The 18,504-nt window shown below is 72.2% G+C and carries 17 protein-coding genes; 16 read left to right on the top strand and 1 reads right to left on the bottom strand.

All coding sequences use genetic code 11. The features are described 5' to 3' along the window. Window positions 1–65: 65 nt before the first annotated feature. The 14 genes from WMF17_RS43740 to WMF17_RS43675 all read left to right on the top strand — a co-directional run bounded on the left by WMF17_RS43740 (window position 66) and on the right by WMF17_RS43675 (window position 14,902). Window positions 66–842 carry an ABC transporter ATP-binding protein gene (locus tag WMF17_RS43740; RefSeq protein ID WP_437646828.1) on the top strand — a complete coding sequence of 259 codons (777 nt, stop codon included), beginning with the start codon at window positions 66–68 and terminating at the stop codon, window positions 840–842. Further along, complete coding sequence (locus WMF17_RS43735; RefSeq protein WP_437646826.1) at window positions 839–2,944, top strand: TonB-dependent receptor; 2,106 nt, start codon at window positions 839–841, stop codon at window positions 2,942–2,944. Before WMF17_RS43740 ends, WMF17_RS43735 begins: the two co-directional genes overlap by 4 nt. Before the next feature lie 39 nt (window positions 2,945–2,983). Further along, entirely contained in the window at window positions 2,984–4,417 is a 1,434-nt protein-coding gene (locus WMF17_RS43730) for a DUF3526 domain-containing protein (RefSeq protein ID WP_437599493.1), read from the top strand. Then, window positions 4,414–5,859 (top strand): DUF3526 domain-containing protein, encoded by a 1,446-nt coding sequence (locus WMF17_RS43725; RefSeq protein ID WP_437646824.1) that lies wholly within the window; start codon window positions 4,414–4,416, stop codon window positions 5,857–5,859. Before WMF17_RS43730 ends, WMF17_RS43725 begins: the two co-directional genes overlap by 4 nt. After that, window positions 5,856–6,761, top strand: coding sequence for a phytanoyl-CoA dioxygenase family protein (locus WMF17_RS43720; protein ID WP_437599491.1), 906 nt, complete (start codon window positions 5,856–5,858; stop codon window positions 6,759–6,761). Before WMF17_RS43725 ends, WMF17_RS43720 begins: the two co-directional genes overlap by 4 nt. Before the next feature lie 15 nt (window positions 6,762–6,776). Continuing rightward, window positions 6,777–7,598, top strand: coding sequence for a nicotianamine synthase family protein (locus WMF17_RS43715; protein ID WP_437599490.1), 822 nt, complete (start codon window positions 6,777–6,779; stop codon window positions 7,596–7,598). Between the two features lie 48 nt (window positions 7,599–7,646). Continuing rightward, window positions 7,647–8,939 carry an ATP-grasp domain-containing protein gene (locus tag WMF17_RS43710; protein ID WP_437646822.1) on the top strand — a complete coding sequence of 431 codons (1,293 nt, stop codon included), beginning with the start codon at window positions 7,647–7,649 and terminating at the stop codon, window positions 8,937–8,939. 3 nt (window positions 8,940–8,942) lie between these two features. Next, on the top strand, window positions 8,943–10,214 hold the full coding sequence (locus WMF17_RS43705) for an MFS transporter (protein ID WP_437599488.1): 1,272 nt from the start codon (window positions 8,943–8,945) through the stop codon (window positions 10,212–10,214). Between the two features lie 13 nt (window positions 10,215–10,227). Next, on the top strand, window positions 10,228–11,379 hold the full coding sequence (locus WMF17_RS43700; protein WP_437599487.1) for a methionine aminotransferase: 1,152 nt from the start codon (window positions 10,228–10,230) through the stop codon (window positions 11,377–11,379). Window positions 11,380–11,619: 240 nt separating this feature from the next. Beyond that, the gene (locus tag WMF17_RS43695; protein WP_437599486.1) at window positions 11,620–12,111 is read left to right on the top strand and encodes a GreA/GreB family elongation factor; all 492 of its coding nucleotides are present in this window, start codon (window positions 11,620–11,622) and stop codon (window positions 12,109–12,111) included. Window positions 12,112–12,269: 158 nt separating this feature from the next. Next, window positions 12,270–13,418, top strand: a complete 1,149-nt coding sequence (locus tag WMF17_RS43690) for a Spy/CpxP family protein refolding chaperone (RefSeq protein WP_437599485.1) — start codon at window positions 12,270–12,272, stop codon at window positions 13,416–13,418. Between the two features lie 29 nt (window positions 13,419–13,447). Continuing rightward, window positions 13,448–14,014, top strand: a complete 567-nt coding sequence (locus WMF17_RS43685; RefSeq protein ID WP_437599484.1) for an RNA polymerase sigma factor — start codon at window positions 13,448–13,450, stop codon at window positions 14,012–14,014. Next, window positions 14,007–14,396, top strand: coding sequence for a hypothetical protein (locus WMF17_RS43680; RefSeq protein ID WP_437599483.1), 390 nt, complete (start codon window positions 14,007–14,009; stop codon window positions 14,394–14,396). The genes WMF17_RS43685 and WMF17_RS43680 overlap by 8 nt, the downstream gene beginning before the upstream one ends. Next, window positions 14,393–14,902 carry a hypothetical protein gene (locus tag WMF17_RS43675; RefSeq protein ID WP_437599482.1) on the top strand — a complete coding sequence of 170 codons (510 nt, stop codon included), beginning with the start codon at window positions 14,393–14,395 and terminating at the stop codon, window positions 14,900–14,902. The genes WMF17_RS43680 and WMF17_RS43675 overlap by 4 nt, the downstream gene beginning before the upstream one ends. A gap of 122 nt (window positions 14,903–15,024) precedes the next feature. Here the strand turns inward: WMF17_RS43675 and WMF17_RS43670 are convergent, their stop codons facing one another. Next, the gene (locus WMF17_RS43670; RefSeq protein WP_437599481.1) at window positions 15,025–15,948 is read right to left on the bottom strand and encodes an NAD(P)/FAD-dependent oxidoreductase; all 924 of its coding nucleotides are present in this window, start codon (window positions 15,946–15,948) and stop codon (window positions 15,025–15,027) included. A 150-nt stretch (window positions 15,949–16,098) separates the two neighbouring features. Between WMF17_RS43670 and WMF17_RS43665 the strand changes: the two genes are divergently transcribed. Both WMF17_RS43665 and WMF17_RS43660 read left to right on the top strand, forming a co-directional pair. Further along, window positions 16,099–17,100, top strand: coding sequence for a DUF4349 domain-containing protein (locus tag WMF17_RS43665; RefSeq protein ID WP_437599480.1), 1,002 nt, complete (start codon window positions 16,099–16,101; stop codon window positions 17,098–17,100). A gap of 466 nt (window positions 17,101–17,566) precedes the next feature. Continuing rightward, on the top strand, window positions 17,567–18,418 hold the full coding sequence (locus WMF17_RS43660; RefSeq protein WP_437599479.1) for a hypothetical protein: 852 nt from the start codon (window positions 17,567–17,569) through the stop codon (window positions 18,416–18,418). Window positions 18,419–18,504 lie beyond the last annotated feature (86 nt).

Below are 18,504 nucleotides of genomic sequence, written 5' to 3'. Positions count from 1 at the left end.
TTGACTTTCAGTTGTCCAGCTCGCATAAGGTGCGCTCCGGCGGCGATCGCCCCGGCTGCCCAGTCATGCTCACGGCGAACAAGCTTTCGAAAACCTACGGGGGCGTCCCCGCGCTCGACGCGCTCGATCTCGAGGTCCCGGCCGGAGAGGTATTCTGTCTCCTCGGCCCCAACGGGGCGGGCAAGACCACCACGCTGAGCCTGTTTCTCGGCTTCACGAGGCCTTCCTCCGGCGCCGCCTACGTGGGCTCCGCCCACGTGGAGCCCGATCCCATCGGGGCGCGGCGGCGGATCGCCTACGTGCCTGAGCAGGTGCGGCTCTACCCGCACCTCACCGGCTGCGAGAACCTCGCTTATTTCCTCGGCCTGTCGCAGGCGCGCGTGCCTCCCTCCGCGGAGCTCTCGCGGCTGCTCACCGCGGCCGGGCTGCCCGAGGGCGCCGTGCATCGCGCGGCGAGCGGCTACTCCAAGGGCATGCGGCAGAAGGTCGTCCTCGCCCTCTCGCAGGCGAAGAGCGCCAGCGCCCTGCTCCTCGACGAGCCGACCTCCGGGCTGGATCCGGGCGCCGTCCGCGAGCTCTGCGCCGCGATCCGGCGCGAGGGCGACCGCGGCGCCGCCATGCTGATGGTGACGCACGACCTCGGCGCCGTCGCGAGCATCGCGCACCGGATCGGCGTCATGAAGGCCGGCCGGCTCGTCGAGATCACGAGCGCCGCCCGCCTGTCCGAGGCCGAGGTCCTCTCGCTGTACCGCCGGCACTTCGACCCCCCCGGTGACGCAGCTCCCCCGCTCCCCCCGCGCGGCGGCGCGCCCGCCGCGCCTGCGCCCGAGGCCCTGTCATGACCCCGCGCGCGCGCGCCTCCGGCCTCGCCACCGCGCTCGCCGCGCTCCTCTCGACCCCCGCCGCCGCGGCGGCGCCCCCGGGAGGCGCCGCGCCGGCCGGCGCTCCCGAGACCGCGGCGCCCGACGCCTCCGTCGCGCTCGGCGAGGAGGTCGTCGTCATCGGCCAGCGGGTCGGCCCGCTCGACAGCGCCGACGTCGTGACCTCGGTCGATATCCTCGGCGGCGAGGTGATCCAGGGGCAGAGCACGGCCGAGCCGCTCGAGCTGCTCCGGCGCGTGCCGGCGGTCTACGTCGAGTCCTTCAACCAGGGCATCATCAACGCCGACGTGGGGCTCCGCGGCTTCAACACGCAGGGCGACGTCGCCCACACGAAGCTCCTCATCGACGGCATCCCCAGCAACCACCACGTCGGCCTCCCCGACATGAAGGCCGTCTTCCCGCTCGAGATCGAGCGGATGGAGGTCGTCAAGGGCACGAACGACCCGCGCTACGGCCTGAACAACGTCGCTGGCAACATCCATGTCATCACCCGCAAGGCGGGGAGCGAGCGCATCGCCCGGCTCGTCGCCGGGAGCTTCTGGACCGTCGAGCCCCAGGTGCTCGTCGCGACCGAGCACGACGCCCTGAGCCAGACCTACTTCGCCGGGTACCGCGGCTCGGACAACTACCGCGATCACGCGAGGACCGACAGGGTCGCCGGCTCGGCCAAGTGGTTTTACGAGCCGTCCAGGGGGCTCCGGGTCGGGCTCATCCTGCGCGGCATGCTCCTCGACGCGGACGCCCCCGGCTACCTGTCGGCCGCGGACGCGCGCGCGCGCCCCACGGCGTCGCCCGCCCACGCGGCGACCGACGGCGGCCGGCAGACGACCCTCCACGCGAGCGTCCACCTGGATCACGAGCTCACCCAGGGCCTCTCGTGGCAGCTGAAGGGCTATGGGCAGGCGTTCCTGCGGGACCGGTGGGTGAAGTTCGATCCCGACCTCGACCAGCAGCTGCGGGCCGAGAACGACAGGCAGTACGGCGCGATCTCCGTCCTCACGTACCGCGCGCGCGACCCTCGGGCGCTCGGCCTCACCGTCGCGTGGGGGGTCGACTACCAGCTCCAGGACAACCGGACCCAGCGCATCCCCACGATCGATCGCCAGCGGCAGGGCGCCGCGTTCCGCGACGAGGACTTCGCCCTTCACGCCGCCGGCTCCTACGTGCAGGCGAGCGCGAGCCCGATCAAGCCGATCAAGCTGGTGGCCGCGCTGCGGGCCGACCGCCTGGCCGGCGCCGGCGGCTTCCTGGAGCAGCCCGAGGGCGAGGCGGCCCGCAGGGTCGATCACGACCTCAACGACTACGGCTTCATCTGGCAGCCGAAGGCGAGCGTCATGGTCACGCCGGTGAAGGGACAGCGTCTGTACGCCAACTACGGGCGCACGTTCCAGATCGGCACCGGCAAGGGCGCCTATGCCGTTCAGGGCGCGCCGCTCGATCCGTCGATCAACGACGGATGGGAGATCGGCTACAGGTCGAGCGTCTTCCCGTGGATCACGAGCCACCTCGCCTACTGGGAGCAGCGCGCGAGCGGCGAGGTGCGGGACAAGGGCGACGGCTCCGGCGACGCCGAGAACGTCGGCGAGACGATGCGGCGCGGCTTCGACGTCGAGCTCACGCTGCGGCCGTTCGGGTTCCTCTCGGTGTGGGGCGCGTTCAGCCGCGCCATCTCCGAGCAGGTCGAGCCCGGGCCGGCGCTCGCCGCGAACAAGGGCAAGGAGCTCGACCATGTCCCGAGCTTCAGCGCCAAGGGTGGAGTCGACGTGCGCCCCGTGCAGGAGCTGCTCGTCTCGCTCTTCTGCTACGCGCAGGGCGATTACTACCTGAACAAGGAGAACCTCACCGAGGAGAACGGCTCGCGGAAGGTCGGCGACTACGTCGTCATCAACGCGAGCGCGGCCTATGACGTCACCGAGGCCCTCTCGGTCGGCGTCGAGGTGAACAACCTGCTCGACCGGTCGTACGACACGTCCATCTGGTACAAGGACTTCGGCGCCGCAGGGGCCCAGCACAACCCGGGCAGCGCTCGCTCGGCGTACGTGACTGGCACCTTGAGCTTCTGAGACCGCCGCGGTCCGACGAGCCCCTCAGGGAGTCAGCGCATGAGAGCCCTCTTCACAGCGGCGCGGCACGAGGCGATCCGCGCGTTCCGCAACCGCACCTTCCGCGTCGCCGCCGCGCTCGTCGCGGCGCTCCTCGTCGCGGCGTTCCTGCTCGAGGCGGCGCGCCACACAGGCGAGGCCCGCCAGCGCGCGGCCCTCCAGGAGCTCGTCCACCGCCAGTGGGTCGACCAGCCCGATCGCCACCCGCACCGCGCCGCCCATTACGGCTCCTTCGCCTTCCGGCCGCCGAGCCCGCTCGGCTTCTTCGACCCAGGCCTCGAGTCCTTCGCCGGCACTTCCCTCTTCCTCGAGCCGCACCAGCGCAACGCGCTGAGCTTCAGCGAGGCCGCGCAGTCGAGCGAGCTCGCGCGCTTCGGGACCCCGAGCGCCGCCTTCGTCCTCCAGGTGCTGCTCCCGCTGCTCATCTTCTGCATGACCTTCGCCAGCGTCGCCGGCGAGCGCGAGGCAGGGACATGGGCCCTCGCCGTCTCCCAGGGCGTGGACGCGCGCGTCCTCATCGCCGGCAAGGCCCTCGGGACGCTGCTCGCGGTCGCGCTCTGGCTCGCGCCGCTCCTCGCCCTCGCGCTCGCCGGCGCGCGGTTCACGGGCATCCTCGACGCTTCCAGCGATACGCTCCTGCGCGCCGGCCTCCTCGCGGGCGGCTATGCCGTCTATCTGACCGCCTGCACGGCGCTCGGCGTGCTCGTCTCGTCCTTCCACCGCCGCGCGCAGGGCGCCCTCCTGACGCTGCTCGGCCTGTGGATCGCGCTCTGGATCGTCGTGCCGCGGCTCGCCACCCAGGCCGCGAGCCGCCTCCACCCGACGCCCTCGCGGGCCCAGGTCGAGCTCGATCTGGCGCGCGCCATGCGCGGCGTCGGCGACAGCCACGATCCCGGGAATCCCCACTTCCAGGAGCTGCAGCGCCGCACCCTGGCCGAGCACGGCGCGTCGCGGGTCGAGGACCTCCCGGTCAACTACGGCGGCGTCGTGATGCGCGAGGCGGAGAAGGTCACCACCGCGCTGTTCAACGACTACACCACGCGCCTGTTCGACGCGCACCGCGCCCAGGACGGGCTGGCGCTCCGGGCGGGCCTGTTCACGCCGCTGCTCGCGATCCGGTCGTTCTCGATGGGGCTCGCCGGCACCGACGCCCACCACCTCGTCGACTTCGAGCAGCAGGCCGAGGCGCACCGCTACGCCTTCATCCAGCACCTGAACCACCTGCACATCACCAGGATCCGCTGGCACGACGACAGGGCGCAGCGGGTCGATCGGGCCGAGTGGAGCGAGCTCTCCCCCTTCGAGCACAGGCGGCCTCCCGCCGGATGGGCGCTGTCCCGCGTCGCGCCCGCGGGCCTCGCCGTGCTCGCGTGGGCGGCGGCGCTCTCGCTCGGCGTCGTGCTCTTCACCCGCCGCCACGGAGAGGCATCATGAGCCCGTTCGTCGCGTGGGCTCGCCTCGAGCTCCGCCAGCTCCTCCGCGCGCGGGTGCTCCTCGTCACCGCCTCTCTCCTGCTCGCGACCGGCGTCGCCGCCATCGTGGACGGCGCGGCCCGCGTCGCCGCGGAGCGCGAGGTCATCGCGGCGCTCGAGCCTGCGCTCAGGGAGGAGGAGAGCTATCTCCGCAAGACCCACGCGCCGCACGACGACCTCGGCCTCGTCCTCTACCACCTCGCGATGCCGATCGCGCACGAACCGAACGAATGGACGGCGCTGTCGACCGGGCTGCGCGACGTGCACCCGTACAGCCGTCACCTGCGCTTCATCGGCCTCGTGCCCCAGCTCTACCAGACGGACATCGCCAATCCGCTCGAGCAGCTCGCCGGCAGCTTCGATTACGGGTTCGTCCTCATCTTCCTCGTCCCGCTCTTCATCATCGGCGTGAGCTACGATGTCCGCTCGCGCGACGACGACCTCGGCACGGAGGCGCTCGTCTGCTCCCAGCCGACGCGCCTGTCGCGCCTGCTCGCCGTCCGGCTCGCGCTGCGCGCCGCGCTCGTCTCCGCCGTGGCGCTCGCGCTGTTCGCCTTCGCCGTCGCCTGGCTCGGCCTGCCGCTCGACGCGCGCGCCGGCGCCTTCGCGCTCGCCTCGCTCGCGTACGTCGCGCTCTGGTTCGTGCTCGTCTTCCTCGTCGCCTCGCTGGGCCGCTCATCGGCGTGGAACGCCATCACGCTCGTGGGCGCCTGGATGGCCTGGTGCGTCCTCTTGCCCTCGATCGTCAACCTCGCGATCCTCACCGCCTCTCCCGCCCGCGGCGGCGTCGAGCTCACGCTCGCGCAGCGCCAGGAGATGAACGCGGGCTGGGACCGGCCGAAGCGCGCCACGCTCGATCCGTTCTTCGCGCGGCGCCCCGAGTGGGCCTCCACCCCCGTGCCGGAGGACCGCTTCTCCTGGCCCTGGTACTACGCCATGCACGAGATGGGCGACGCGCACGTCGCCCGGGAGGTCGAGGCGTATCACACGGCGCTCGCGCGCCGGGAGCGCTGGACCGAGCGGGCGGCCCTCGCCTTGCCGCCCCTCGCGCTCCAGCTCCTGCTCGACCGGATGGCGGGCACGGACATGGCCACCGAGCTCGCCTTCCGGGACAGCATCGCCGCCTACCATGAGCAGCTGAAGCAGCACGTCTATCCGCTCCTCTTCAGGGGCAAGGGCCTCGCGGCCTTCGACGTCGACGCCGTCCCGCGCCACCGCTTCGCGGGCGCCGGGCAGCCGGCGCAGATCTCCGCGCTCGCGGGGCTCCTCGGCGTCCTCGCGCTGCTCGGCGCCGCGCTCCCGCGGGCCATCCGCCGCGTCGACGCGACGCCGCGGCCAGAGGCCCGCGCGCCCGAGACCTCGTGGTTCGAAGGGGCGAGTATGCCCCGAAAGGAGCCCTCATGAATGGGATGGATGAGCCGATCGCGAGCCCTCTCCCGGATCCGCCGCGATGGCGGGCCGAGCGGGATCGCCTCCTCTCGCAGGGATACACCGTGGTCCCCGGCGCCCTCGGGCCGGGCGAGGTGCGCCGGTGCCGCGCGCTCGCGGGGCGGATCCTCGCCCCCCAGGGCTCCGACGAGTACCGGGAGAAGCACGTCGCGATCGGCAGCCTCCTCGATATCCTGCGAGATCCGGAGTCGGTCGATCTCATCGACCACCCGCGGACGCTCGCCGCGCTCCGTCACCTCGGCTTCGACGATCCGCGCTACGAGCACGGGATCGTCTTCAACAAGCTGCCGAGGACGCCGCGGACGTTCTGGCACCAGGACGGCACGGCCTGGAATCACCCCAGCGCGTACGCGCCGGACCCGCAAGAGCTGATCCTCATCTACTATCTCGTCGACACGACACCCCGCAACGGCTGTCTCCGCGTCATCCCGGGCAGCCACCGCAAACGCCACCCGCTCCACGACCACCTCCGCGACTCGTACACGCCCGATCTGCGGAGGATGCGCGACCCGAGCTCGCCCGCCTTCCAGTCCTACGAGGACGAGGTGCCGCTCCCGGTCGCGGCCGGCGACCTGGTGGTCATCGACGCGCGGCTCCTCCACGCCGCCCACGCCAATGACAGCGACGAGGACCGCACCGCGCTGAGCCTCTGGTACGTGACGGACTTCCGGCAGCTCCCCGAGTGCATCCGGGCCCGCTTCAGCCTCCGCACCGGCATGGACGAGCGGCTTCCCTGTGTGCCCGCGGGCTTCCCGGAGGGCGCCGCGTCGCGGCTCCGCCCGATGCTCCCTCCAGCCTACGAGGGGAGCGTCGAGCCCTTGCCGATGAACAGCATCCCGGACGAACGGCTCCGTTGAAGCGTGGAGGGTACCATGAGCACTGCCATCGAATCACCGCTGTCGGCACGCATTCACCGCATCTACCAGGAGCTCGCGACGATGGGCTCGCTCGAGCCGAGCCAGCGGGTGAATCACCTGTTCAGCGAGCTCGTGAGCATCTCCAGGTCCGGCTCGCGGCGCGACGCCGACAGCGTCCTCGAGGACCCGATCGTGGACGCGATCCGGGAGGCCCTGTGGCGCGTCTGCGCGCGCGGCGAGTACGAGCTGGAGCGCCACTGGGCGCGGCGCATCGGCGCCGCCGCCGATCCGGCCGCCGAGCTCCAGCGGTTTCCTTACGTGCCGAACTACGAGAAGCTGACGAGGCTTGAGCTCTCGGCCCTGCGGGGCGTGCGCGACGCGCTGCCGGGGAGCGTGCTGTTCATCGGCTCCGGGCCGCTGCCGTTCACCTCGATGCTGCTCGCCGAGCGTCACGGCCTCACGGTGACGAACATCGATATCGACGAGGAAGCCTGCGATTCGGCCCGGACGCTCGCGCGGCGGCTCGGGCTCTCGGACAGGCTCTCGTTCATCCGCGCGGACGCCATGTCGTGCGCGGATCTCTCGGAGTTCGACTGCGTGTTCCTCGCGGCGCTGGTCGGCATGAACGAGCGCGAGAAGGGGCGCCTGCTGCGCCATCTCTGCGCGTCGATGCGCCCGGGAGCGCTGCTCCTGGTCCGTAGCTCACGGCGCCTCCGCGCGTTGCTTTATCCCGAGGTCGACATCCATGGCATGGCTCCGTTCGTGCCGCTCGTGGAGATCCACCCGCACGACGAGGTGATCAACTCGGTGATCATCGCGGAGAGGCCGGGAGAATGATCGGGGTCGCGCCTCCTCGGGCGGCGCGCCGTTGAAGGAGGAACCATCGTGGCCAATTTGCTTATCGTAGAGAGCTGGGTGCGCTCGGTCGGCCTCGTGCTGCCGCGCAGGCTGAAGGAGCTCGGGCACAGGTTCACGTTCGTGAGCCGCAAGCCAGAGCACTACACCGGCTGGGCGCGCGGCGCTGGATTGCTCGCGCGCGGGACGGGAGCGGGCGTCGGGGACGAGCACCCGATGCTCGGTTTGGCCGACGAGGTGATCGTCGCCGAGACGAACGACGTCGTGCGCCTCCTCGACGTGCTCCGACCGCTCCACGCCGAGCGGCGGTACGATGGTGTCCTCACCACGTGCGACTACTATCTCGAGACCGCGGCGAGGGTCGCCGCCGAGCTCGGCCTCCCCGGCACGCCGCCCGCGGCGCTGCGCGTGGCGCGGGAGAAGCACCTGATGCGCGAGGCCTGCCGGCGCGCCGGCCTGCCGGGGCCGCGCTTCCTCGCCACCGATGACGTCGACACGGCCGTCGATTTCGCGCGCTCGGTCGGCTTCCCCGTGGTCATCAAGGCCGTGGACCTGTGCGCCAGCGAGCAGGTCGTCGCCGTCCGCGACGCGGACGGGCTCCGCGCGGCGTTCTCGGCCGTGAGCGGGCCGCCGGTCAACATCCGAGGGCAGCGGCGTCCGGGCGTGGCGCTGATCGAGGAATTCATTCGGGGCGAGGAGTTCAGCGTCGAGACCGTGAGCTTCCGTGGCAGGACCACCGCGCTCGGCGTGACCGACAAGAGCCTGGTCGGCTATCCGCGCTTCATCGAGTCGGCGCTCATGCACCCCGCCGATCTCCCCGACGAGACCGCGCGCCGACTCGAAGGCTTCGTCTGCGAGGCGCTCACCGCCGTCGGCTACGGCCACGGGCTCGCGCACACCGAGGTGAAGCTGTCGCCGGACGGACCGAGGCTCGTCGAGATCAACGCCCGCATGGGCGGCAGCTTCCTCTTCGATCTCATCCAGCTCGTGACCGGCGTCGACCTGTTCGAGGTGCTCATCGACCTGTCGCTCGACCGGGCGCCCAGCGCCACGCCGGCGCCCACAGGGATCAGGAGCGCGGCGCTCCACTTCCTCCTCCCTCCGCGCGGGGGACGCATCGTCGAGCTCGACGGGGTCGCGGAGGTCGACGCCGACCCCGACATCCATCGCCTGGTCGTGGACGACGTGGTCGGCAAGACGGTGCGGGAGCCGGAGGACAACAACGATTTCATCGGCCATGTCATCGCCGTGGATCGGAGCGGCCGCGGCGCGCGTCGCAAGGCGGAGTGGGCGTACCAGAAGCTCGCGGTACGGATGGAGTGATCGATGCCGCCGCCGACGCCCGGCCGCCCGTCGAGCGCGGGGACGCTCGCCAAGCTGCGCTCGGTCGACAGGGATGTGAAGGTCCTCCTGCTCACCGATCTCGGCTTCAATCTCGGCTTCTACATGCTCATGCCGTACCTGGCTGGCCACCTCCGCGGCCTGGCCATCCAGGGCTCGCTGGTCGGGCTCATCCTCGGGCTGCGCAACCTCAGCCAGCAGGGCCTCTTCCTGATCGGCGGCGCGCTCGCGGATCGTCGTGAGTACCGCTCCATCATCGTCACGGGTTGCCTCGTCCGCAGCGCCGGGTTTGCCCTCTTCGGCTTCGCGTCCCACCCGGCGACGCTCCTCGCCGCCTCGGTGTTGACCGGGCTCGCCGCGGCGCTGTTCACCCCGGCGCTCAAGGCGTACCTGGCCACGGTGGGCAGCGAGGAGCGACCGATGGCGTTCGCGCTCTCGGGGGTGCTCTCGCAGGTCGGCGCGCTCCTCGGGCCGCTCCTCGGGGTCGCGCTGCTCTCCTCCGGGTTCCGGCCGCTGGCGCTCGCGTCCGCGGCGCTGTTCCTCGTCTGGGCGGCGCTGCTCCGCCTCGCGCTGCCGGAGCGGCGCGGCAGCGAGGCGGCCTCGTCGCGCACGGCGCGGCAGGACTGGAAGGAGGCGGCGGCGAACCGCCCGTTTCTCCTCTTCTCGTTCGCGCTGGGCGGCTATGCGGTGCTGTTCAATCAGCTGTACCTCGCGCTGCCGCTCGCGCTCGCGCGCGTGAGCCCGAGCCAGACGGGCGTCAGCGCCGCGTTCATGGTCTCGAGCGTGCTCGTCATCGCGCTGCAGATCCGGGTGGCGGCGTTCAGCGAGGCGCGCCTCTCGCCCGCGGCATCGATCGCGCTCGGGCTCGCCGTCATGGGGGCAGGCTTCGCTCCGCTCGCCGCCGTGTCCCTCGCCGGCGTCGAGGACGCCGCCGGCGTGACCGCGGCCGCGCTGGCGGGCACGGCGATCCTCACCTTCGGGATGATGCTCGCGTATCCGTTCACGATGAACATGATTCCGCTGCTCGCCGGAGAGCGCCGCCTGGGCGTTCATTACGGCATCTTCTATCTCGCGGCGGGGCTCTCCGCCGGGGCGGGCAACCTGATCATCGGCCGGCTCTTCGACGAGAGCTCCGGGAGGGTCGGCGCGGCGCCCTGGCTCCTGCTCGTGTCGGTCGGCCTGGCTTCGGCGGCGGCGGTCGCGGCGCTCGCGCTCCGCGGGGCGCTGCCGGGGAGCGCGGCCGAGCAGAAGCGATGATATAGAGCCTTCCATGACCACGCCTGCGTTCCCATCGAAGCTGCCGTCGACCGGCGTCAGCATCTTCACGGTGATGACGCGCCTCGCGAACGAGCACGGCGCCATCAACCTGTCGCAGGGCTTTCCAGATTTCGACTGCGCGCCGGAGCTCTGCGACGCTGTCGCGCGCCACATGCGCGCCGGCCACAACCAGTACGCCCCGATGCAGGGGGTGCCGGCCCTGCTCGAGGCGCTGGCCCTGAAGATCGAGCGGCTCTATGGCCGCCGCTACGATCCGGCGACCGAGATCACGATCACCTCGGGCGCGACCGAGGGCATCTTCAGCACGATCACCGCGTTCGTCCGGCCCGGGGACGAGGTCATCCTGTTCCAGCCCTGTTATGACTCGTACGCGCCGGCCGTGCAGCTGAACGGCGGAACGCCCGTGTTCGTCACGCTCCGCTTCCCGGAGTACCGCGTCGACTGGGACGAGGTGCGGCGCGCGCTCACGCCGCGCACGCGGCTCCTGCTCATCAACTCGCCGCACAACCCGACCGGAACGGCGCTGTCGGCCGACGACATGCGCGAGCTCGCGCGGGTCCTCGACGGGCGGGATGTCATCGTCGTCGGCGACGAGGTGTACGAGCACATCCTCTTCGACGGGCGCCGGCACGAGAGCCTCGCGCGGTACCCGGAGCTCTCCGACCGCTCCGTCGTCATCAGCTCCTTCGGCAAGACGTACCACACGACCGGCTGGAAGGTGGGCTATTGCGCGGCGCCGCAGCCGCTCTCGGCCGAGATCCAGCGGGCGCACCAGTTCGTGACGTTCGCGGTGAACGCGGCCATCCAGCACACGTACGCCGAGGTCGTGATGCGCGACCCGCTCGCCGCCGATCTCGCGCCCTTCTACCAGGCGAAGCGGGATCGGTTCCTGAGGCTCATCGAGGGTTCGCGGTTCCGCCCGCTGCCGTGCGAGGGCACGTATTTTCAGCTGCTCGACTACTCCGCCATCACGACCGAGCGAGACGCCGACTTCGCGCTGCGCCTCATCCGCGAGCACGGCGTCGCCTCGATCCCGATCTCCCCGTTCCTCTCCGGCGTGGAGCCCGGACCCGTCCTGCGGTTCTGCTTCGCCAAGCGGGACGAGACGCTGGAGCGCGCGGCGGAGCGGCTGCGCCGGGTCTGAGGGGGCGCCGCGGCGGGCCGAATCAAGGCGTTCGAGGGGTCGAGGCGCCGCCCTAAGCTCACCCACACCGGCCATCGCCCCCTGTGCCCCGGCCTCGACACCCGCTGCGCCCCGCCGACGAGCGCGACGCCTCGGCCGTCGAGCCGCCCGAGCCGCTCCGGGAAGTCGATCCCTTGTCGAGAGCAGCGCTCCTGGCTGACGGCGGAGTGACCGCCGCGACCCGGTCTGGTAGGGTGCTTCATGCCTCCGGCCATCGACAAGCGCGCGTTGCTCGCGGCCATCAAGGACCAGCTCACTCGCGAGCTCGAGCGCTCGACCGGGCGGGCGCGCGACGCCGCCAGCGCCGTCACGCACGAGGAGAACCGCGCCGAGGGCGACAAGGACATGCGCGCCACCGAGGCGTCGTACGTCGCGCGGGGCCACAGCGAGCGCGTGCTCCAGCTCGAGCAGGCGCTCGCGAAGCTCGGCGCCCTCGCGGCGCGCGATTTCGGCCCGGGCGCCGGCATCGAGAGCTCGGCGCTGGTGGAGCTGGAGAGCGGGAAACGGCGCGCTCTTTACTTCCTGCTGCCGGCCGCCGGCGGCGAGCGCATGCAGTTCGAGGGGATCGAGGTGCAGACCCTCGCCACGACGAGCCCGCTCGGCGCGTCCCTGCTGGGCCTGTCGGAGGGCGACGAGGCCGAGGTCTCCACGCCGCAGGGGATGCGCACCTATTTGATCACCAGCGTGCGGTGAGGCCGGGCCGCGCGGGCCCGCGGCGACGAGCGCCTCGCCAGCTGCCGGGCCCGCCTCCAGGAAAAAGAAGCGGACCTTCGTAGGGAGCCCCTGCCCGGCGGCGTCCCAGGGATGAACGACCCGCTCGGCACGACGCGGGCGACCCAGGAGAAGAGTCCATGATGCAGTCTCGTTGGTGGAGGCTTGGTGGGATCTTGCCGCTCGTCGGCGCGCTCGTCGGTGCGGCCGGTTGCACCGCGGAGACGGGCCAGGGCGACACGTCCCCGAGCGATGAGGCCGCCGAGGCGGCGCTCGCCCAGGGGCCGTCGAAGGGCGGCCGCCACGGGGAGGACGGCGGCCACCGGAAGGGCTTCGGCGGCCACCACGGCGGCCCGGAGCACCTCCTGCGCGCAGCGCTCCACGAGGTCGATCTCTCGGACGCGCAGAAGGCGACGATCAAGGGCGCCTTCGAGGGCCTGCACGACGGCGCGAAGGCGCGCCCGAAGGACGGGGCCGTCTTCGCGGCGCTCGCCGAGGGCGTGCGCGCGGGCAAGATCGATCGGGCGGCGATCGAGGCGAAGCTGCCCGACGCGGGCCGCGCGGCCGAGGAGCGCCGGGCGCGCGTCGCCGGGGCGCTGAGCACCCTGCACGCCACGCTCACGAAGGAGCAGCGCCGACAGCTCGTCGACGCGATCGCCGCGAGGATGGACGAGCGCGGAGAGAAGGGCGCGCGCGGCCGGCGCGGCGGGCCCGACGGCCGGCACCACCGCGGCCCGGACGGCGAACGCGGCGGGATGGGCGGCCACGGCATGAAGGGCGGCCACGGCATGAAGGGCGGCCACGGCATGAAGGGCGGCCACGGCATGAAGGGCGGCCACGGCATGAAGGGCGGTCCGCTGGGCCACCTCCTCCGAGGCCTCGACCTGCGCGACGAGCAGCGCGCGCAGATCGACAAGGCCCTCGAGGGCATGCGTCCGAGCGACGCCGACCGGAGCGCGCGGGTCGGGGATCACGCGGCGAAGCGCGCCGAGATGCGCGCACGGCTCGAGACGTTCGCCGCCGATCGCTTCGACGCGAGCGCGTTCCTGCCGGCCGCGGACGCGAAGATGGGCCCGCGGGCGCACCTCGACCGCAGCGTCGAGGCGCTGGCCGCGATCGTCCCGGTCCTCGACGAGGCGCAGCGCAAGGAGCTCGCCGACCGCCTCGAGAAGGGCCCGGCCGCGGGCAGGCCCGAGCGCGGCGAGCGCGGCCACTTCCGCGGCGAGCGCGGCGAGCGCGGCCCTTTCCGCGGTGACCGCGGCGGCGAGCGCGGCCCCGAGCGCCGCTGAGCGCCGGTCCCGGTGGCGCGCGCGGAGCCATGGGCGCAGAATCGCGGGGGAACGTGATCGTCGACCTCAGGCTCGTCGCAGCGCGCGTCGCCGGAGGCGATGACGCGGCCTTCCGGCAGATCGTCGAGCACACGCGCGCGCCGATGTACCGCCTCGCCGCGCGCATCGTGGGCGACCTCGCCGAGGCCGAGGACGCCCTGCAGGAGGCGTTCGTCGATGCCTACCGCGCCCTGCGCGAAGGGCGCTACGACGGGAGATCGAAGGTGGAGACCTGGCTGTACCGCATCGTGACGAACGCCTGCCTCGACGCCCTCCGGCGCCGCCGCGACACCCCGCGCGAGGCGCCGGCCGAGCCGCGCTTCGACGGCCTCGTGTCCGCCGAGGCGCGCGTCGCGCTGCGCGAGCTCGACGCCCTGCTCGCCGCGCTGCCGCCCCAGGAGCGCGCCGCGCTCGTCCTCGTCGCCGTCGAGGGGCTGCCCGCGAAGGAGGCCGCGGCCGCGCTCGGTTGCTCCGAGGGCGCCGTCGAGCAACGTTTGGTGCGCGCCCGCGCGGCGCTCCGCGCGCGACAGACCGAGAAGGAGGCGCCGCATGCCTGACCGCGACGACGAACGGACCGAGCTCGATCGGGACCTCGCGCGCCTCGCGGCCGCGACCGCCCGCCTCGACGCCGACGACCGCTTCACGGAGGCCGTCCTGCGCGCCGCCGCGGCGGCCGACGACCCGCTGGCCCGCGTCGCCCGCGCGACCGACGACCTCGCGCCGGACGCGGCCTTCACCGAGGCCGTCCTCCGCGCCGCGGCGGCCGCTCGCCCACCCGCGCGCCCCGCGATGGCCGACGGCATCGTCCGCTCCGGTCGCGCGGCCATCGTGGTCACCGCCTTCGCGGCGGCCGCGAGCGTCCTCTTCTTCCTGCGGACGCAGCGCGACGTCGACAGCGCGATCATGGCCTCCGTGGAGACCATCGAGGCGATCGAATGACCGTACCCCCCGCGCCCCCGCACCCCGCGCCCCCGCACCCCGCGCCCCCGCACCCCGCGCCCCCGCCCTCCCCCGCGCGCTGGAAGCCCCTGGCCGTGCTCGCCGCCGTGTTCCTCTTCGGCGGCGTCGCCGGCGCGGCGCTCGGCCGCGGCATGGCCCTGCGCGACCTCGAGGCCACCTTCCGGGGTCCTCCGGCCGAGGCGCGCGCCCAGTTCCGCCTCCGGGCGATGCGCCGCCACCTCGACCTCACGGATCGCCAGGTGCGCGAGCTCCGGTCCACCCTGGCCGAGGCCGAGGTCGAGCGGGACCGGCTTCTTTCCGAGTGCCGCCCCGCGCTCGACGCCCTCCGCGACAGGACCGATGCCCGCGTGAAGAGCGTGCTCACGCCCGAGCAGCTCACCCGCTACGAGGAATTCGAGGCGGATCGGCGGAGGCGCCCCGGCCCGCCGCCGCACGGGCCCGGGCACCCCGGCCGCGGCCGCGGACCGGGCGGCCGCGGCGATTGAGGGCTGCAGGCCGGGGGAGCTGATCGCCCGGAGATCGCCGGCGTACCGGCGGCCGCTCGCGTGGCGACCCACGGATCACACCCCGAGGCAAAACGCCACACGCGCTGCGACTGCAGGCTTCGCTACGCGAGATCCTCCTCCTGCAGGGCGCAATTGACCCCGAACGCCGCGTCGGCGCCCTCGGCGGCGGCCATGATGGCGAGCAGCACGTCCTTCGACGCATCTCCGGCCACGAAGACCCCTTCGCAGGTCGTCTCCTCGTGCTTGTCCGCCGTCTCCACGCCGTGTTCCTCCGTGATCTTGCAGCGGAGCTTCCTGGCCAGATCCGCCCCCTGCTCCTGCTTCGTCTTCAGGAAGAGCGAGCGGCGCTCCACGGCGCTGCCGTCCTCGAGCACAACGCGCTCGAGCATGCCGTCCCTGCCCTCGAGCCGCGCGATCCGCTCCTCGCGCACGCCGATCCCGTGCCGCGCGAGCCGGCCCGCGTCGGACCTGGACAGCGACGCTGGACCGTCCGTGAACAGGATCACGTCATCGCTCCACGTCTTCATGTTGAGGGCCAGCGAGACCCCCGTACATCCCTGTCCGTAGACGCCTATCGCCTTGTCGCGCGCCTCCCAGCCGTCGCAGTAGGGGCAGTGGTGCACGCTCTTGCCGTACATGGCGGGCAGGCCCGGAACGTCCGGCAGCCGGTCGACGAGCCCTGTGGCGAGCAGCAGCTTGCGGCAGAGCAGGCGCTCGCCTCCTTCCAGCGTCACCTCGAACCGCGTCGCCTCGCGGCGGACGTCGGCGACGGCCGCCTCCCGGATCTCGACGCCGTAGGGCTGAAGCTGCTCGCGCCCTATCCGTCTGAGCTCGGACGGTGCGATCCCGTCGCGCGACAGGAAGCCGTGCATCGCGTGCGCGGCGTGGTTGCGGTACCGCCCCGAGTCGCACACGAGGACCCGCCTCCGGCACCGCCCCAGGATGAGCGCCGCGCTGAGGCCGGCCGGTCCTCCGCCGATGATGATCACGTCGTATCCCCGGACATCCGCTCTGCTTGTCGACATGGGTCCGCGGCCGCCTCGCAATGAGCGCGCCGGGCCCCCTCTCGCGCCCGCGGCCGCTCGGGGTGGGCCCGCGGCCGCTCGGCGCGCGTCCCGGCGACCGATTCGTGCGCGTCATTCGCCGCGCTTGCCCTCGACCGCTATGCTGGCCGCATGCGCCTGCGAACGAGCCTGTCCGTCGCGTTGCTCTCGGCTCTGACCCTGACCGGCGCGTGCGCCAGATCGGATCGTTCGAGCTCGGCGCCGGGGGAGTCCGCGCCTGCGCCCCTTCAGGCGGCGGCGCTCGACCTGCAAGCGCAGGCGCCTGCGCCCGGGGTGCCTCCGCTCGCCCAGCGCGCGATGCGGATCACCGTCGATACAACGATCCTCGTCGACGCCTTCGACCCGGCGATACAGCGGCTCCGGACCGCGGTCGAGGAGCACGGCGGCTACGTGAGCGAGGCCAGGGTGCACGGCGGCCCCCACCGCAGCGCGTCGCTCGAGGCGCGGGTCCCCTCGGCGAAGGTCGGCGCCTTCCGCGCCGTGGTGGCCTCGGCCGGCGAGGTGGTCGCCGACGCGGAGAAGGCCGAGGACGTGACCGAGCAGCGCGCGGACATCGGCGCGCGGCTGCGCAACGCCCGCGCCCAGGAGAAGCGGTTGCTCGACCTCCTGTCGGACAGGACCGGGAGCCTCGCGGACGTTGTCGCCGTCGAGAAGCAGCTCGGGAGCGTGCGCGAGACGATCGAGCAGATCGAGGCGCAGGAGCGGTTGCTGGAGGGGCAGATCGCCTATGCGACCGTGAAGATCTCGATCACGACGCGCCGCGAGGAGCCGACCGTGGGCGCCGGCGGCAGGATCGCCCGCGCGGCCAGGGAGGGAGTCGAGAACGCGGGCACTGTCGTCGTGAGCGCCGTGGTCTTGCTGGCGGCGGCCGGTCCCACCTTGCTGCTCCTCGCGGCGCTCGGCGGGGCGCTGTTCTACGCCCTCCGCGCCCTCGTCCGGCGGCAGCAGCGGCGCGCCGCGGCGACCTTCCGTCCGTCCTTCCAGGCGGGCCCCATGCATCCTTATCCTCCTCCGACCGGCGCGCCGCCGGCGCAGGGCCCGCAGCCTCACCCGACCGGCGCGCCGCCGGCGCAGGGCCCGCACGGCGGCGGAGGCGAGGTCGGCCCCGGTTGAGCCGGGCGAAGGCCCGATCCCCTCGACGACCGCCCACCCGCCCCCGCGTACGTGCCTTCCCGATAACGCCGGCTGAAGACCGCTTCGGCGCGCGCTCGTAAGCGTTGTGCCCCACGCCGTCGCTCCCCCGCTCCGTGCGCGCGCATGCCGTCGCACAGCGCATGGCAACGACACACAGCCAGCTCGCCCTCGTCCTGTTGTCCCTTCATGGGATGTGAGATTTCGATCATCAATCACGCTTCGCTCGCTTCGCTCGATTCGAGGCGAAGCGCGACGAGCGGCGGCGCGCGACGCGACACACAGCCTCACGCTCGCTCTCCACGCTCTGGACAGAGCAGACTCGCAATCAACGATTCAATGATTCCACACGGATGCTCTATCGAACACTGGACATCGATGGCCATTCTTCGGTACAACCAATTCGACCTTCGACGGGACCGCGAAGGAACGAACAGGGGGGACGACCATGTACCGAATCAGCACCGCTGACTTCGCAGCGCTGGCGCTCGTGTTTCTTGTGTCCTGCGTCACGGACCAGGAAGAACAGGAGGGGTTCGTAGGAATTGCCCCTAATGCGCTTGAGTACCTCAACGCGCTCAATCCCAACGCCCTCAATCCCAACGCCCTCAATCCCAACGCCCTCAACCCCAACGCGCTCAATCCCAACGCCCTCAACCCCGGCGCCCTCAGCCCAGCCGCCCTGAGCGCGATCCAGGCCCCGGGGGAGGCGGGCGATCTCTCGCGCCAGCTCCTCAGCTATGTGGTCGGCTGTGCGTTCACTCCCGCGCAGTCGTTCAGCTTCTCGTGGACCGACGGCTCGGGCATGGTTCGTAACGAGGAGTACTGGGGGCTCATCGGCCTCGTGCCCAGCTGGAGCGACAAGCCGCTCGGCCATAACGACCAGCAGTGGCTCTCCGCGTGCCTCGCGTCGCGGACGAACTGGTACGGCGCCTCCGTGACGATCTCGTCGCGGGGCAGCCACTCGGCCATCGACAAGACCGACTCACCCGAGCTCTCGACCTACACGCGAATGGAAGGCGCCTTCTGGGGCAACCTCTTCGCCCCCTCCCCGTATCTGAACGCCTGCTTCAACGAGGCCAACCGTGACCACGCGCGGTCGCTCGCCCGAGAGTGCGCCGCCGGTCACCTCGACGGCAGCGGAGCCGCCATACCATGCGGGATGATCAGCATCCGCGGGACGTGCCACAGCTACTGCCAGCAGCTCAACCTGCGCGGCATGTACTACCCGAGCTGCGTCAACAACCTCACCGGCATCCCGGAGTCGACCACGCGCGTGATCACCGTCTTCCTCCCTTAGAGCGCCGGTCACCCCCTCTGGTACATGCCGCGCAGAGCGGCGGTCACCCGCACAGGAGACGGGCCCAGATCGGCGTTTTCGGCGCG

Source organism: Sorangium sp. So ce362, assembly GCF_051519845.1.
Lineage (GTDB): Bacteria > Myxococcota_A > Polyangia > Polyangiales > Polyangiaceae > Sorangium.
The sequence above is the reverse complement of the archived record's forward strand: the minus strand, read 5'-3'. Positions and strand labels throughout refer to the sequence as shown.